Consider the following 17,261-nt stretch of genomic DNA (forward strand, 5'->3'; position numbering starts at 1 on the left):
TCAAAGCTCTAACCATCTCTATCGCACGTATTGCACATGCACGATATTTTAATTTAAAAAAGTGAGAAAGAACCATAGCATATTAAACGAATATAGCATCGTTTACATTTATGGCGGTGATCTTTCTCACTTTTAACTTTATGAATTTAAATTAAACAATTTCTCTGCATTTTTAGTTGTTTGTTCGCACACTTCTTCATAAGATAAGCCTTTTAATTCAGCAATTTGTTCAGCTACTAAAGTTACTCTCGCCGGTTCATTTCGCTTCCCTCTATATGGATGTGGCGAAAGATACGGTGCATCGGTTTCAACAAGCAATCGCTCCATTGACACATGCTTAGCAACTTCTTTAGGCTGTTTAGCATTTTTAAATGTCACTGGTCCACCTAATGAAATATAAAAATTCAGCTTATTAGTTACAATATCTGCAATTTCTGGAGAACCACTAAAGCTATGCATAATCCCGCCTACCTCTTCAGCATGCTCCTCCAATAAGATATCGATACAGTCTTGTGTTGCTTCACGGTTATGAATGATAATTGGTAACTTCAAACGCTTAGCTAAAGCAATTTGCTTTCTAAAAACTTCCTTTTGAACATCTGCAGGAGATTTATCCCAGTGATAATCTAATCCCATTTCACCAATACCAATCACTTTTGGATGCTGAGCTAAAGATTCAATCCACTCCAAGTGTTCTTCTGTAAAATCAATTGCGTCAACTGGATGCCAACCGATAATGCCATATAAAAAATCATACTCATCGATTAATTTCATCGCGCGTTCAATTGTCGATTTGTTAAAACCAACTACAAACATACGATCAACACCTGCTTCTCTAGCACGTGTAATCACTTCACTCAAATCATCATCGTATTGCTCATCATTTAAATGGACATGTGTATCGATTAACATAATTATCTCTCCTAATTTTTAAAAATACAGTTATTTAATCACTGCACCATTTGGAATTGCACTTGGTAAACTTACTAAGGTTAATACACCATCTTTTTCAGCAGATAATATCATACCTTCAGATTTTTGTCCCATTAATTTAGCTGGTTTCAAGTTAGTAACAACTGCTACTTTTTTACCAATAATATCATCTGGTGTATAGAATTTGGCAATTCCTGATACGATTTGTCTTTGTTCAGAATCTAAGTCTACTTGAATTTTTAAAAGCTTATCTGACTTCTTAACATGTTCAGCATCAATAATCGTTGCTGCCTTAATTTCAACTTTATCAAAGTCTTTAATATCAATTTGAGGTTTGCTAGGAATCTCTTCTTTTTCCTCTTCAGTAGCAGGCGGTTGCATTGATTCTTTGATATATGCAATTTCCGCTTCGCTATCCAATCTTGGGAAAATAGGTTTAGGTTGCCCAGTAACCATAATTGGCTCAGTAAGCACACCATATTGCTCTAAACTACTAAATTCCATAAATTGAGGATTGTTAATGTTCAATTGTTCAAAAATCTCTTTCGGCGCATGAGTTAAGAATGGACGCAATAATACAGCTGCATAACGAATATTTTCAACTAAGTGAGCCATAACATTGCCTAACATATCTTTTTGGCTATCGTCCTTAGCTAATACCCAAGGCGTTGTTTCGTCAATATACTTATTCGTTCTACTAATAAACTTCCATACCGTAGATAATGCCACAGAAAATTGCAAACTTTCCATGCTTTCAGTATAACTTTTCACTGTTTCTAAAGCCATAGCTTCCATTTCTTCATCTAATTCATGAAGTGGACCTTGATACGCTGGTAATTCGCCATCAAAGTACTTATTAATCATAGAAATCGTACGGTTTACTAAGTTTCCTAAGTCATTTGCTAGATCGAAATTTGTACGCTCAACAAATGCTTCAGGTGTAAATACGCCATCTGAACCAAATGGTAATTCACGCATTAGATAATAACGTGTGGCATCTAAACCATAGCGATCAATTAAAATATTCGGGTCTACGACATTACCTTTAGATTTACTCATTTTTCCATCTTTCATCAAAATCCAACCATGTGCAAAGACTTTTTTAGGTAACGGTAAGTCTAATGCCATCAATAAAATAGGCCAAATAATTGAGTGGAATCGCACAATTTCCTTAGCCATTAAATGAATATCTGCTGGCCAGTATTTGTTAAATAGTGACTCATCATCTGATAAATAGCCTAATGCTGAAATATAGTTAACTAACGCATCAATCCAAACATAAACAACATGTTTTGGATTAGACGGAACATGGACACCCCAGTTAAATGATGTACGAGAAACAGCCAAATCAGCAAGTCCTGGTTTAATGAAGTTGTTAATCATTTCATTTTTTCTTGATGGTGGTTGTATAAAATCTGGATTTTGGTCATAGAACTCTAATAAACGATCTGTATATTTACTAATATTAAAGAAATAACTTTCTTCTTTTACTAGTTCAACTTCATGTCCAGAATCTGGACTTTTACCACCAATAATTTTACCGTTTTCGTATTGTGGGTCTACTAATTGTGACTCTGTATAGTATGTTTCATCCGGAACAGAATACCAACCTTCATATTCACCTAAATAGATATCACCTTGCTTTAATAAACGTTCAAATACTTGCTCAACGACATGTTTATGACGTTCTTCAGTTGTTCTGATAAAATCATCATTTGAAATTTCAAGCTTAGCCCACAATTGTTTAATTCCAGCAATCATCTCATCCAAATATTCAATTTCTGTCTTACCAGCTTTTTGAGCTTTTTCTTGAATTTTTTGACCGTGTTCATCCGTTCCAGTCAAATAACGAACATCATATCCTTGCATTCTCTTATATCTTGCAATAACATCTCCAGCCACTGTAGAATATGCATGTCCTATATGTAAATTCCCACTAGGATAGTATATTGGGGTTGTTATATAAAATGTTTCTTTAGCCATAACTGTTCCTCCTCGTAATGTCTCACTTCAAATAATATCTAAGATTTCTATGCATTTCAACGGACGCGAACATTTATCTCGTCATCTCATTTTCATCTTATTCAATGTTAAGGTATTTATTACTTTCAATGTATTTATTTTACATTAAAAAACGTCGATGTCATCATTTTTTTATCATAGTCAACATCATTTTATCAGTATCAATGCAAAATGATAACTTACCATTTAAAATTACAGCTTGCGTTTATAAAATCGTTTAAAATTTCATATAATCGATAAAGTGATTAATTTATTTGATGGTAAATATTATATACTTCATTCGTTTTAAGTTGTCGTTCTTCAGCAACTTTTTTAATAGCTTGTTTTGGTTTCATCTGTGAAGTTTGAATATAATGATCAACATGCTCATTGATAGATAAATCATCAAACCACGATATCTCATTATTCGCTTTAGCACCCTCAATCAAGATAACAAATTCGCCTTTCAATGGTACATCGCCTTGCTGAATCAATGCTTGTAATTGTGTTACATCATCAGTTACAATTTGTTCGAACTTCTTAGTCAATTCACGCCCTAGTGATACTTGTCGTGTTGCATCTATCTTTGCAATTGTTTTTAATGTATCTGTCACACGATGCGGTGATTCGTATATAATTAATGTGCTATTTTCATGCATACGTTGCTCTAATACAGCACTTTTTTCTTTCTCTTTTCGTGGCAAAAATCCTAAAAATGTATATACATATGAAGGTAATCCACTAGCCATCAAAGCCGTCAGCCCAGCATTAGGTCCAGGCACAGTCTCTACTTTAATGTTAGCTTCTCTGGCTGCCACTACTAATTCGTATCCAGGATCACTAATTAAGGGCAATCCAGCATCAGATACGAGCGCAACGTCAAGACCTAATTCTAACTGTTCAATGATAAAAGCAGTCTGCTTATCTTTGTTATGTTCGTGATATGACTTTAATGGAGTTGGAATATCATAATGATTACACAGCTTACTAGTTACTCTAGTGTCTTCACAAGCAATCATATCAACACGTTTCAATACATCAACTGCTCTATAAGTAATATCTGCTAAATTACCAATTGGTGTGCCCACTAAATATAATACAGCCATACTATCGCTCCTTAATTAATCGCAATTTCTTTTGTCTGGTATAAGTTTTAATTTCATATTCACGCTTCAATGCTTCAGACTTTGTCTCATACATTTCTTGATAAACTAAATGCACCGGACGTCTTACTTTCGTATATTTGGCTCCTTGACCTCGGTTATGTTTTTCAACACGTGCATTAACGTCTTTAGCGTATCCTGTATATAAACTTCCATCACTACATTTTACAATATATACAAAATGACTATCCATAATATACTTCCTTCATTTCTTCGCTATAATTACCATCTTCATTATAAATATAAAATGGGGGCATGATTTCTAAACCTTGATTTCCACCTTTTCGACCTTCTACAACTATCGTTTGTGCCGATTTCCCTACTTTACTATATATAAAAACGACTTTCTTAGGTTCAATATTTACTTTTCTCATTTCAAACAAGACATCCATGAGTCTATCTGCACGATGTACCATATTTAGCCTGCCACCTTCTTTTAATAAATGACGGGCTGCAATCATGCAATCTTCAAGTGTACACATAATCTCATGTCTCGCTATCTTATGTGCTTCTTTTTGATGTTGGTGTTGCTGATTCTCTTTAAAATAAGGCGGATTACACGTTACTAAAGTATATTGTGAAGGTTTAAATACTTTAGTAACGTTTTTCAAATCCATGTGATGCATTGTTAAATATTCATCAACATCATTGAATTGAAATGTGCGTCGCGCCATATCGACAAGTGTTTTTTGAATCTCAACACCTTCTATATGTCGTGGATGTTTCGCAAACAATAACAAGGGTATCACCCCATTGCCTGAACATAAGTCCAACACTATATCTTTTGTTCTAGGTTTTGTAAAATGTCCTAACAACAAAGCATCCGTTGAAAACGAAAAAACATCATCATTTTGAATAATACTAAAATTTTCTTTGATTAGTTGATCAAATCGTTCATTCTCTTTTAACATTTTTAACTCCTATGAAGACAACCTTTTTCTATTGAGTAATTGAAATCTCTTTTTATATTATATGCCTATCTACATTCGATGTATTTTTGACTTTTAACAGCTACATTTTATAACTAATGATACTGCGTGCACACTTAATAATAACATTTAGTACCGCTATCTCTTATGCAATCACCAAAACTTTATACACAATTAAAGCCTGAAACATGCATTGTCTCAGACTTATCCAAACCATATTCATTTATAATTATAACACTATTTGAGTGTGCTTGATTAATCACTTAAAACTTCTAAACAGAACAGACAATCTTCACCATGTCGATGTTTTCCAAATAATTCGCCTTTACAAATATGAAATCCTTCTCCATACAATATAGCCAAATTATCTTTACTTGGTAATGGCTTTTTCACAGCTTTTGCTGGTTTTGAATTCGCAGTATCAATAGTAGTTGGTTCATCATTGCCCAACACCTTTTTCAAATTATCATTTTCAAGTTGAAGCGCTACATTTTCTTCTACTAATTCAACTGCAAGTGCCTTTAATTCTGAAGTTTCCTTTGAAAGTTGATTGACATTCATTTCTAAACGCATTATTTTTTCAAATATTTCATTGCGATCCAAATGTAATAATGCCTCCTTAATGCATAGTTTCTATTTCTTCTAATTTATATTCAAGTGGCTGTTCATGTCCCTCAAGCTTCACCTGCATAGAAATGTCTAATATATTTAAAGCAACTACTTTCCCGTTACCATCAGGCGTTTCAATTGCTTCACCGATATCAGGTAATTGCGCACGTACTTCCTCATAATAGTCATTTTCATATTTTAAACAACACATCAAACGACCACATGCACCGGAAATTTTAGTTGGATTTAATGATAAATTTTGATCCTTAGCCATCTTAATCGATACTGGTTCAAAATCACCTAAAAATGTAGAACAACATAACGATCTACCACAAGGTCCGATACCGCCAAGCAATTTGGCTTCATCCCTTACACCAATTTGTCTCAACTCGATACGTGTTTTTAAATGTTGCGCTAATATTTTTACTAATTTTCTAAAATCAATACGATCATCCGCCGTAAAATTAAAAATAACTTTCGATTTATCTAATGTATATTCGCAATTGACTAAACGCATGTCCAAACCTTGTTCTCTTACAATGTCTTTACATAGTATTAATGCATTTTCAGCATCGCGTTCATTACAATTAAATTTATCAATATCTTTGTCATCAGCAATGCGAATAATATTTTTAAGAGGTAACACAACATCCTCTTCAGCAATATCCATTAATGGATTTTTAACAATACCCATCTCTATGCCTCTTTTAGATTCGACAACTACCCAGTCATCTAACTCTACTTGTATATCATTAGGTGTATAATATTCTAATTTTCCCGCTTTTTGAAACTGAACACCTATTACATTTGGCATCTAACTCACACCCTTAATTACGATTTGTTCAAATACAAGCGTTGGATTTACATTTTGATTCAATTTCTTATGTGCTTCCGTCAGTTGATCAAACATCAAAATTAATTGATTAAACGACAACTTTTGCGCATATTGATCAATATCATTTTTTAAATCACTATATATTTGTTTATCCTCTACATTTACCTTTGTATGTATGATATCTTCGAAGAAACCATTCACAGCTGCAATAGTTAAAGATTGCAGTTTTTTATTTTTAGCCTGTTTCAATAAATCAATAATACCTATAAGTGCCATTGGCTTATTAGTAAGCAACAATTCACACCAACGTATAACTGATTTCCTTAATGCTAATAAATCAAATTCTTCATTTAAAGCCAGTGCATTATCTATTTGCGTAGTATAAGTACTAATCATTTCAGCTACTGGCTTAGACATGTCTTGTTCAACTAATCTATTTATAAACTTTTCTTTATCAATAGGCTTGAAATATACATGCTGACACCTTGAATGGATTGTGTCTAAAATTTGTTCAGGTTTTGTAGACAATAAAATAGCAATCGTATTGTCCGGTGGTTCTTCAAGAAATTTCAAGATACTGTTTTCCCCTTGAACAGTTAACTTTTCAAAGTCTTCAATGATGTACACTTTATTTGTGCTTTCTATAGGAAGTTGATTCATATGACGCACAAGTTGTTCAACTTGTTCTTTCTTAATTGCATTCTCAGTTGTTGATATATACATAAAGTCTGGATGATTATATGTACTAACCTTTGTTTCACATTGACTATCTGTTTGACATAAAATAAGCTTTGCAAAATTAATCGCAACTTGTTTCATCGTTTGTGCATCATCACCTTCAAATAAATAGGCATGCGATAATTTATTTGAATGATATGCATTCGTCAATTGTTGCTGTTCATCCATTCATTACAAACTCCCTTTTGCTTTTATATAAAAAGGTTGCCAAAGAGCAACTAATTACTGCAACAATAGCGACCATGATTTGTGATTATTCTTAGAACCACAAAAATCAAATCTATTGGCATCTGAACTAGTCGCAGTCAAGCAACCCAAAATTGTTAATAACTTATTAATACACTATTTTAAGTATCTCTAATTGATGATTGTATTATAGAATTAAAATTGATGGAATGCATCAACTGGCATAACAAATACAGTAGCACCGCCAACTTCAACTTCAACTGGATATGGAATGTACGAATCCGCACTGCCTCCCATAGGTGTAATAGGTGAAACCAACTGTTCTCTATTACCACACGTTTGATTAATCACAGACAATATTTCATCTACACGGTCATCATTGACACCACATAAGAATGTTGTATTACCTGCTCTTAAAAACCCACCTGTTGTTGCCAATTTTGTTGCTCTAAAGTTATTTTTAACAAGTTGATCTGCAAGTTCCTGACTATCTTGATCTTGTACGATCGCTATAATCATTTTCATTTTATAACACCTCTTCTAACAATTATATCATATCTTTTCTAAATATTTGATGATAGTTTGATACGTGTCTTCAACAACATTTTCAAGAGGTTGATCTGCATTAACGCTTTTGAACCGTTGTGATTCATTATGAATGATTTCTTGGTAACCTTCAATTACTTTTTCGTGAAACTTTAAATCTTCTTGATCTAATCTATTTTGATCTCTTGAATTTTTAATAATACGTTCGCGACCTACTTCAGCACTAACATTTAAATAAATCGTCAAATCTGGATATAATCCATTTATTGCAAATTCATTTAATGCTCTTACTTCTTCAACGCCAATCCCTCTAGCATAACCTTGATAAGCTAATGAACTATCGATATAGCGATCACACAACACAACCTTACCTTCTTTTAAAGCTGGTATGACCTTTAATACAAGATGTTCTCTTCTAGATGCAGCAAATAACATCGCTTCAGTTCTAATGTCCATATCATTGCCTTCTAATACAATTTTACGTATTTCTTCACCAGTAGGAACGCCGCCCGGTTCTCTTGTCATAATGACATCATAATCTTTTACTAATCTATGATAAACTTCATTAATTACAGTTGTTTTACCTGAGCCTTCTGGGCCCTCAAAAGTTATAAAAGCTGACATTTTATTCATCCTCAACTAAAATTTTATTATTTTTAATTCCTTCAACTATCATTCCAGTTTCCAGATATTCATTTACCAATTCTATCATATTTTCAGTTATTGTTTCTCCTTTGAAAATAATAGGAATCCCTGGCGGATACGGGACAATATGTCGCGCCAAAACTTTACCTTTTGCCTTTTTCAAATCACACCAAGTAACATATTCAAAGCGTTTTGGTTTATAGTTACCTTCAGTTGTTAAAAGTTGTGTTTGTTTAACTTTAGAAACTGATTTTTTCGGTAAAATCATATCTTCAATTTTACGTAAAAGCGAATCAAATAAATACGTATCATCATGATGCCATAACGGCAATATCGCTAATGCTTGATAGTCGTCCGCTAATTCTAAATAGATATGTGCATTCATAAACCAATTTTGAATATCATGACCTGTAAAGCCTTCATATTTTATCAACAGCTTCAACGGATCATCAACTTGAAGCATTTCAAAACCTTTATTCTCCAAACATTCGATTAATTGCGCTCTCTTAGCAAAAAACAAGGTACTATCATATGTTTTATAGAACTGGGCAGCTGACTCTAAACTAGCCATAATCAAATATGAAGGACTAGATGTTTGGAAGTAGCTTAGATATTCTATAATATTTTCTCTATAAGGTGCATTTTTATGAATATAAAGTACCGAGCCCATCGTTAAAGCTGGTAACGTTTTATGAAAAGATTGAACAACATAGTCAGCTTGATAATTTAATGTAGAATCTGGAAATCCTTGCAATCCAAAGTGCGCGCCGTGTGCTTCGTCAATGAGTACAGGAATATTTAATTGGTGCAAAGATTTGATAACCTCTTCTACATTAAATGTTTCACCGTAATAGTTAGGATAAGTCAACACAACAAGTTTGTGACCGTCATTATTCAAACGGCTTAAATTAACTTTATTATAATGATTCGTTAACGGACTTTGATGCGTTTCAATAAAATGCCCTTCTTGTTGGCTAATATCGAGCGCATGTAATACAGATTTATGTACATTTCTTGCCATTAAGATATCGCCTTTTTTCTGTGAAAAAGACTGGATGACAGATAATATTCCCGAAGTGGTGCCATTCACTAAGAAATAACCATCATAATCTGAATGTTTCTCCACCTGCTTCATACTTTTCAAAATGACTTCTTCAGGATGATGTAAATCATCTAATCCAGGTATTTCAGTTTTATCCATTGTCATTGATAATTGAGATAAATGACCGATAGTCATATTTTTATGACCCGGAACATGCAAAGAAATCGCTTCTTCTTGATTTAAACTTTCTAATTTATTTAAAATAGGTTGCTTCATGATATACGCTTCCTTTGTTTACAATGTTTTGGAATTAGTTACTTTCAAAAGTATTAATTATATAGTAACACTTCTTTGACAAAAGTTAGTGTTACTTATGCAATAGCTTGTCTATTGTATAATAATTAATTTCCTTTTTGTATTTCGATTTAAAAGATATTAGACATAAAACCTAAAAACAGCAGTAAGATGATTTATGATTAAAAACTATCTTACTGCTGTTCACTTTTTATAATACTTCTGAATGTCTTCGCTTATACTTCTAGTCACAGATTTAAACAATCAAAAGTGCACATTATTAAATTATCAATTTCACACTTCGCCAAGCCATCTTTCTTTGTGTTAACCTTTATTTCAACGTTTTAGACATAAAAAAAAGAGACCTTGCGGTCTCAATGCGGCTCATCGCATCCATTTTTTTGCCTGGCAACGTTCTACTCTAGCGGAACGTAAGTTCGACTACCATCGACGCTAAGGAGCTTAACTTCTGTGTTCGGCATGGGAACAGGTGTGACCTCCTTGCTATAGTCACCAGACATATGAATGTAGATTATACATTCAAAACTAGATAGTAAGTAAAAGTGATTTTGCTTCGCAAAACATTTATTTTGATTAAGTCTTCGATCGATTAGTATTCGTCAGCTCCACATGTCACCATGCTTCCACCTCGAACCTATTAACCTCATCATCTTTGAGGGATCTTATAACCGAAGTTGGGAAATCTCATCTTGAGGGGGGCTTCATGCTTAGATGCTTTCAGCACTTATCCCGTCCACACATAGCTACCCAGCTATGCCGTTGGCACGACAACTGGTACACCAGAGGTATGTCCATCCCGGTCCTCTCGTACTAAGGACAGCTCCTCTCAAATTTCCTACGCCCACGACGGATAGGGACCGAACTGTCTCACGACGTTCTGAACCCAGCTCGCGTACCGCTTTAATGGGCGAACAGCCCAACCCTTGGGACCGACTACAGCCCCAGGATGCGATGAGCCGACATCGAGGTGCCAAACCTCCCCGTCGATGTGAACTCTTGGGGGAGATAAGCCTGTTATCCCCGGGGTAGCTTTTATCCGTTGAGCGATGGCCCTTCCATGCGGAACCACCGGATCACTAAGTCCGTCTTTCGACCCTGCTCGACTTGTAGGTCTCGCAGTCAAGCTCCCTTATGCCTTTACACTCTATGAATGATTTCCAACCATTCTGAGGGAACCTTTGAGCGCCTCCGTTACCTTTTAGGAGGCGACCGCCCCAGTCAAACTGCCCGCCTGACACTGTCTCCCACCACGATAAGTGGTGCGGGTTAGAAAGCCAACACAGCTAGGGTAGTATCCCACCAGCGCCTCCACGTAAGCTAGCGCTCACGTTTCAAAGGCTCCTACCTATCCTGTACAAGCTGTGCCGAATTTCAATATCAGGCTACAGTAAAGCTCCACGGGGTCTTTCCGTCCTGTCGCGGGTAACCTGCATCTTCACAGGTACTATGATTTCACCGAGTCTCTCGTTGAGACAGTGCCCAAATCGTTACGCCTTTCGTGCGGGTCGGAACTTACCCGACAAGGAATTTCGCTACCTTAGGACCGTTATAGTTACGGCCGCCGTTTACTGGGGCTTCGATTCGTAGCTTCGCAGAAGCTAACCACTCCTCTTAACCTTCCAGCACCGGGCAGGCGTCAGCCCCTATACATCACCTTACGGTTTAGCAGAGACCTGTGTTTTTGATAAACAGTCGCTTGGGCCTATTCACTGCGGCTCTTCTGGGCGTTAACCCTAAAGAGCACCCCTTCTCCCGAAGTTACGGGGTCATTTTGCCGAGTTCCTTAACGAGAGTTCGCTCGCTCACCTTAGAATTCTCATCTTGACTACCTGTGTCGGTTTGCGGTACGGGCACCTATTTTCTATCTAGAGGCTTTTCTCGGCAGTGTGAAATCAACGACTCGAAGACACAATGTCTTCTCCCCATCACAGCTCAGCCTTAATGAGTACCGGATTTGCCTAATACTCAGCCTTACTGCTTAGACGTGCAATCCAATCGCACGCTTCGCCTATCCTACTGCGTCCCCCCATCGATTAAAACGATTATAGGTGGTACAGGAATATCAACCTGTTATCCATCGCCTACGCCTGTCGGCCTCAGCTTAGGACCCGACTAACCCAGAGCGGACGAGCCTTCCTCTGGAAACCTTAGTCAATCGGTGGACGGGATTCTCACCCGTCTTTCGCTACTCACACCGGCATTCTCACTTCTAAGCGCTCCACATGTCCTTACGATCATGCTTCAACGCCCTTAGAACGCTCTCCTACCATTGTCCAAAGGACAATCCACAGCTTCGGTAATATGTTTAGCCCCGGTACATTTTCGGCGCAGTGTCACTCGACTAGTGAGCTATTACGCACTCTTTAAATGATGGCTGCTTCTAAGCCAACATCCTAGTTGTCTGGGCAACGCCACATCCTTTTCCACTTAACATATATTTTGGGACCTTAGCTGGTGGTCTGGGCTGTTTCCCTTTCGAACACGGACCTTATCACCCATGTTCTGACTCCCAAGTTAAATTAATTGGCATTCGGAGTTTGTCTGAATTCGGTAACCCGAGAGGGGCCCCTCGTCCAAACAGTGCTCTACCTCCAATAATCATCACTTGAGGCTAGCCCTAAAGCTATTTCGGAGAGAACCAGCTATCTCCAGGTTCGATTGGAATTTCTCCGCTACCCTCAGTTCATCCGCTCACTTTTCAACGTAAGTCGGTTCGGTCCTCCATTCAGTGTTACCTGAACTTCAACCTGACCAAGGGTAGATCACCTGGTTTCGGGTCTACGACCAAATACTAAACGCCCTATTCAGACTCGCTTTCGCTACGGCTCCACATTTACTGCTTAACCTTGCATCAAATCGTAACTCGCCGGTTCATTCTACAAAAGGCACGCCATCACCCATTAACGGGCTCTGACTACTTGTAAGCACACGGTTTCAGGTTCTATTTCACTCCCCTTCCGGGGTGCTTTTCACCTTTCCCTCACGGTACTGGTTCACTATCGGTCACTAGAGAGTATTTAGCCTTAGGAGATGGTCCTCCCAGATTCCGACGGAATTTCACGTGCTCCGTCGTACTCAGGATCCACTCAAGAGAGACAACATTTTCGACTACAGGATTATTACCTTCTTTGATTCATCTTTCCAGATGATTCGTCTAATGTCGTCCTTTGTAACTCCGTATAGAGTGTCCTACAACCCCAACAAGCAAGCTTGTTGGTTTGGGCTCTTCCCGTTTCGCTCGCCGCTACTAAGGGAATCGAATTTTCTTTCTCTTCCTCCGGGTACTAAGATGTTTCAGTTCTCCGGGTGTGCCTTCTGATATGCTATGTATTCACATATCGATAACATGACATAACTCATGCTGGGTTTCCCCATTCGGAAATCTCTGGATCAAAGCTTACTTACAGCTCCCCAAAGCATATCGTCGTTAGTAACGTCCTTCATCGGCTTCTAGTGCCAAGGCATCCACCGTGCGCCCTTAATAACTTAATCTATGTTTCCATCCTACAGGAAACGCGTTATTAATCTTGTGAGTGTTCTTTCGAACACTAGCGATTATTTCTTATGAATTCAAGCTTATTTAAAACTCTTTATTCACTCGGTTTTGCTTGGTAAAATCTATTTTACTTACTTATCTAGTTTTCAATGTACAATTTCTTTTTAGTCAAGCGCTCGCATACTGCTTTGTTTTCAAAAAATCAAATGCTCATTTACAAAAGTAAACTCCGCTTTAATTTTTCTTAACGCATTGTCTGACAACCGCTTTCTTTAAAAAGAATAGATTGTCAAGCGCTCGCATAAGCAATATCACTTTAACCAAAAAATATTTGAATGTTAAATAAACATTCAAAACTGAATACAATATGTCACGTTATTCCGCATCTTCTGAAGAAGATGTTCCGAATATATCCTTAGAAAGGAGGTGATCCAGCCGCACCTTCCGATACGGCTACCTTGTTACGACTTCACCCCAATCATTTGTCCCACCTTCGACGGCTAGCTCCTAAAAGGTTACTCCACCGGCTTCGGGTGTTACAAACTCTCGTGGTGTGACGGGCGGTGTGTACAAGACCCGGGAACGTATTCACCGTAGCATGCTGATCTACGATTACTAGCGATTCCAGCTTCATGTAGTCGAGTTGCAGACTACAATCCGAACTGAGAACAACTTTATGGGATTTGCTTGACCTCGCGGTTTCGCTGCCCTTTGTATTGTCCATTGTAGCACGTGTGTAGCCCAAATCATAAGGGGCATGATGATTTGACGTCATCCCCACCTTCCTCCGGTTTGTCACCGGCAGTCAACTTAGAGTGCCCAACTTAATGATGGCAACTAAGCTTAAGGGTTGCGCTCGTTGCGGGACTTAACCCAACATCTCACGACACGAGCTGACGACAACCATGCACCACCTGTCACTTTGTCCCCCGAAGGGGAAGGCTCTATCTCTAGAGTTGTCAAAGGATGTCAAGATTTGGTAAGGTTCTTCGCGTTGCTTCGAATTAAACCACATGCTCCACCGCTTGTGCGGGTCCCCGTCAATTCCTTTGAGTTTCAACCTTGCGGTCGTACTCCCCAGGCGGAGTGCTTAATGCGTTAGCTGCAGCACTAAGGGGCGGAAACCCCCTAACACTTAGCACTCATCGTTTACGGCGTGGACTACCAGGGTATCTAATCCTGTTTGATCCCCACGCTTTCGCACATCAGCGTCAGTTACAGACCAGAAAGTCGCCTTCGCCACTGGTGTTCCTCCATATCTCTGCGCATTTCACCGCTACACATGGAATTCCACTTTCCTCTTCTGCACTCAAGTTTTCCAGTTTCCAATGACCCTCCACGGTTGAGCCGTGGGCTTTCACATCAGACTTAAAAAACCGCCTACGCGCGCTTTACGCCCAATAATTCCGGATAACGCTTGCCACCTACGTATTACCGCGGCTGCTGGCACGTAGTTAGCCGTGGCTTTCTGATTAGGTACCGTCAAGATGTGCACAGTTACTTACACATATGTTCTTCCCTAATAACAGAGTTTTACGATCCGAAGACCTTCATCACTCACGCGGCGTTGCTCCGTCAGGCTTTCGCCCATTGCGGAAGATTCCCTACTGCTGCCTCCCGTAGGAGTCTGGACCGTGTCTCAGTTCCAGTGTGGCCGATCACCCTCTCAGGTCGGCTATGCATCGTTGCCTTGGTAAGCCGTTACCTTACCAACTAGCTAATGCAGCGCGGATCCATCTATAAGTGACAGCAAGACCGTCTTTCACTTTTGAACCATGCGGTTCAAAATATTATCCGGTATTAGCTCCGGTTTCCCGAAGTTATCCCAGTCTTATAGGTAGGTTATCCACGTGTTACTCACCCGTCCGCCGCTAACATCAGAGAAGCAAGCTTCTCGTCCGTTCGCTCGACTTGCATGTATTAGGCACGCCGCCAGCGTTCATCCTGAGCCAGGATCAAACTCTCCATAAAAATTATGATGTTTGATTAGCTCATAAATACTAAATAATGTTTGTAACTTATCGTTACGTTTTTTGGAATTAACGTTGACATATTGTCATTCAGTTTTCAATGTTCATTTTTCTTACCGACAAGAATTAATTATACATTTTATTAACATTTAAGTCAACAACTTTTTAAAATTAATTTTCGTTAGTAATTCAAGTTATTTCTTAAGTTGAGTTGTTTTGTTTGCCTCAACAAATAAATACTATACAGGCTTTCAAACTGCTTAACAACAGTAAAAATTACACCTTTACTATCCATTCTGAACGCTCTCATTCTAAAAATCGAACTTAAAAAACCCCTACTTATAGATAGTACGTTTTTTAGAACAAGAAACAGGTTTTTCTCTAAATATATCAATCGAAAAAACCGCAAAACAGAACTTTATTTTTTTACCAGAAATTAAAAATAAATTTACAAGTTTTAAATAATCTCTCAAAACACCGCTTTACAGGCTGATTTAATAAGCTTTAGACCAAAGAAGTACAACTACTAAGCCAGCATCTATCATTTCAATTACAAAAGAATTTCATTTGCCTAGTCATTAACCATCAACCGCATTTATCAAATTAATAGCACCAACACACCACAACAGTATTCCTACTTCGATGATTCAATTCGAATCATTACTATTAGAAGTAACAAATCACAACCAATGGTTTGCTTCCTAAAGATTCCCCACCCCTCAGTAAAACTAGGTAAACCATGCCACCGTCACACCACAAATAAAGTAGTACACCACACCATAAAAAAAGCCACAATGATTACACTGTGACTTTTCTTACTATAGTATTAAATTCTAAAATGTTTAATAGAAGACATTACATTTCTGTTCTACCTGCGATTGCTTTAGATAATGTTACTTCGTCAGCATACTCTAAATCGCCACCTACAGATAACCCTTGTGCTAATCTCGTCACTTTGATACCTATAGGCTTAACTAATCTAGAAATATACATGGCTGTAGATTCCCCCTCTAAGTTCGGGTTCATAGCTAAGATTAATTCGCTAACTTCATCGTTTTTCAAGCGTTCAATCAATGAAGGAATATTAATATCTTCTGGTCCAATTCCATCCATAGGCGAAATAGACCCATGTAAAACGTGATATAAACCTTTGTATTCTCTCATTTTTTCCATAGCTATGACATCTTTGTCATCTTCCACAACACAAATAACTGAACGATCTCTTTGCTTATCTTCACAAATATAACATGGATCATTTTCAGTAATGTGACCACATACGCTACAATATGTTAATTCTCTTTTAACATCTACTAATGCTTTGGCAAACTGAACAACATCGTCTTCTTTCATATCTAAGGTATGAAAAGCCAGACGTTGGGCTGTCTTTGGACCAATGCCTGGCAATTTCATAAAGCTATCAATAAGCTTTGATATAGGTTCTGGATAATGCATCTATGATCACATTCCAGGGATGTTTAAGCCTTGAGTATGTTTACCTAAACGTTCTTGAGTAAGCTCATCAGCTTTATTCATCGCTTCATTAGTAGCTGCTAACACTAAGTCTTGTAGCATTTCAATATCATCTGGGTCTACAGCTTCTTCTTTGATTTCAACGTCGACAACTTCTTTATGACCAGTTACAGTAACTGCAACCATGCCACCGCCAGCTGTTCCTACAATACGCTCTTCTTTAAGTTTTTCTTGTTCTTGAGCCATTTTCTTTTGCATTTTTTGCATTTGTTTCATCATTTGTTGCATGTTTCCGCCACCGCGCATATTCCATTTCCTCCTTGAAAATCAATAAATATTTATCAATAAAATGATGTTTCTTTCATTATACATACGATTATATC

13 protein-coding genes, 3 rRNA genes and 1 pseudogene are annotated in these 17,261 nt (G+C 37.5%); all 17 read right to left on the minus strand.

Annotated features, from left to right (window positions below):
* Window positions 1-138 precede the first annotated feature (138 nt).
* On the minus strand, window positions 139-912 hold the full coding sequence (locus NST10_RS07715; protein ID WP_000904312.1) for a TatD family hydrolase: 774 nt from the start codon (window positions 910-912) through the stop codon (window positions 139-141).
* A gap of 30 nt (window positions 913-942) precedes the next feature.
* The gene (metG, locus tag NST10_RS07720; protein ID WP_001051120.1) at window positions 943-2,916 is read right to left on the minus strand and encodes a methionine--tRNA ligase; all 1,974 of its coding nucleotides are present in this window, start codon (window positions 2,914-2,916) and stop codon (window positions 943-945) included.
* Window positions 2,917-3,200: 284 nt separating this feature from the next.
* A complete protein-coding gene (rsmI, locus tag NST10_RS07725; protein WP_000279925.1) occupies window positions 3,201-4,040 on the minus strand; it encodes a 16S rRNA (cytidine(1402)-2'-O)-methyltransferase in 840 nt (279 codons plus the stop codon).
* Window position 4,041: 1 nt separating this feature from the next.
* Window positions 4,042-4,290: a GIY-YIG nuclease family protein gene (locus NST10_RS07730; protein ID WP_000377064.1), complete on the minus strand. Its 249-nt coding sequence runs from the start codon at window positions 4,288-4,290 to the stop codon at window positions 4,042-4,044.
* Window positions 4,283-5,008 (minus strand): tRNA1(Val) (adenine(37)-N6)-methyltransferase, encoded by a 726-nt coding sequence (locus NST10_RS07735; protein WP_000910696.1) that lies wholly within the window; start codon window positions 5,006-5,008, stop codon window positions 4,283-4,285. Before NST10_RS07735 ends, NST10_RS07730 begins: the two co-directional genes overlap by 8 nt.
* A 273-nt stretch (window positions 5,009-5,281) precedes the next feature.
* A complete protein-coding gene (gene yabA / locus NST10_RS07740) occupies window positions 5,282-5,629 on the minus strand; it encodes a DNA replication initiation control protein YabA (RefSeq protein ID WP_000375686.1) in 348 nt (115 codons plus the stop codon).
* A gap of 16 nt (window positions 5,630-5,645) precedes the next feature.
* Window positions 5,646-6,449 (minus strand): stage 0 sporulation family protein, encoded by an 804-nt coding sequence (locus NST10_RS07745; protein WP_339209305.1) that lies wholly within the window; start codon window positions 6,447-6,449, stop codon window positions 5,646-5,648.
* A complete protein-coding gene (locus tag NST10_RS07750; protein ID WP_000344324.1) occupies window positions 6,450-7,376 on the minus strand; it encodes a DNA polymerase III subunit delta' C-terminal domain-containing protein in 927 nt (308 codons plus the stop codon).
* 213 nt (window positions 7,377-7,589) lie between these two features.
* Window positions 7,590-7,919: a cyclic-di-AMP receptor gene (locus NST10_RS07755; protein WP_000781979.1), complete on the minus strand. Its 330-nt coding sequence runs from the start codon at window positions 7,917-7,919 to the stop codon at window positions 7,590-7,592.
* A 27-nt stretch (window positions 7,920-7,946) separates the two neighbouring features.
* Window positions 7,947-8,564, minus strand: a complete 618-nt coding sequence (gene tmk / locus NST10_RS07760; protein ID WP_001272126.1) for a dTMP kinase — start codon at window positions 8,562-8,564, stop codon at window positions 7,947-7,949.
* A gap of 1 nt (window position 8,565) precedes the next feature.
* A complete protein-coding gene (locus NST10_RS07765; protein ID WP_000812850.1) occupies window positions 8,566-9,903 on the minus strand; it encodes an aminotransferase class V-fold PLP-dependent enzyme in 1,338 nt (445 codons plus the stop codon).
* Window positions 9,904-10,324: 421 nt separating this feature from the next.
* Window positions 10,325-10,439, minus strand: a 5S ribosomal RNA gene (rrf, locus tag NST10_RS07770).
* 72 nt (window positions 10,440-10,511) lie between these two features.
* Window positions 10,512-13,434 (minus strand): 23S ribosomal RNA (locus tag NST10_RS07775).
* Window positions 13,435-13,857: 423 nt separating this feature from the next.
* A 16S ribosomal RNA gene (locus NST10_RS07780) occupies window positions 13,858-15,409 on the minus strand.
* The 16S, 23S and 5S rRNA genes sit together here, the layout of an rRNA operon.
* A gap of 570 nt (window positions 15,410-15,979) precedes the next feature.
* Window positions 15,980-16,055 (minus strand): annotated as a pseudogene (locus NST10_RS07785) (hypothetical protein).
* 208 nt (window positions 16,056-16,263) lie between these two features.
* Complete coding sequence (gene recR, locus NST10_RS07790) at window positions 16,264-16,860, minus strand: recombination mediator RecR (protein ID WP_000559156.1); 597 nt, start codon at window positions 16,858-16,860, stop codon at window positions 16,264-16,266.
* 6 nt (window positions 16,861-16,866) lie between these two features.
* Window positions 16,867-17,184 carry a YbaB/EbfC family nucleoid-associated protein gene (locus NST10_RS07795; protein WP_001213992.1) on the minus strand — a complete coding sequence of 106 codons (318 nt, stop codon included), beginning with the start codon at window positions 17,182-17,184 and terminating at the stop codon, window positions 16,867-16,869.
* Window positions 17,185-17,261 lie beyond the last annotated feature (77 nt).

Source organism: Staphylococcus sp. FSL W8-0305 (assembly GCF_037966415.1).
GTDB lineage: Bacteria > Bacillota > Bacilli > Staphylococcales > Staphylococcaceae > Staphylococcus > Staphylococcus aureus.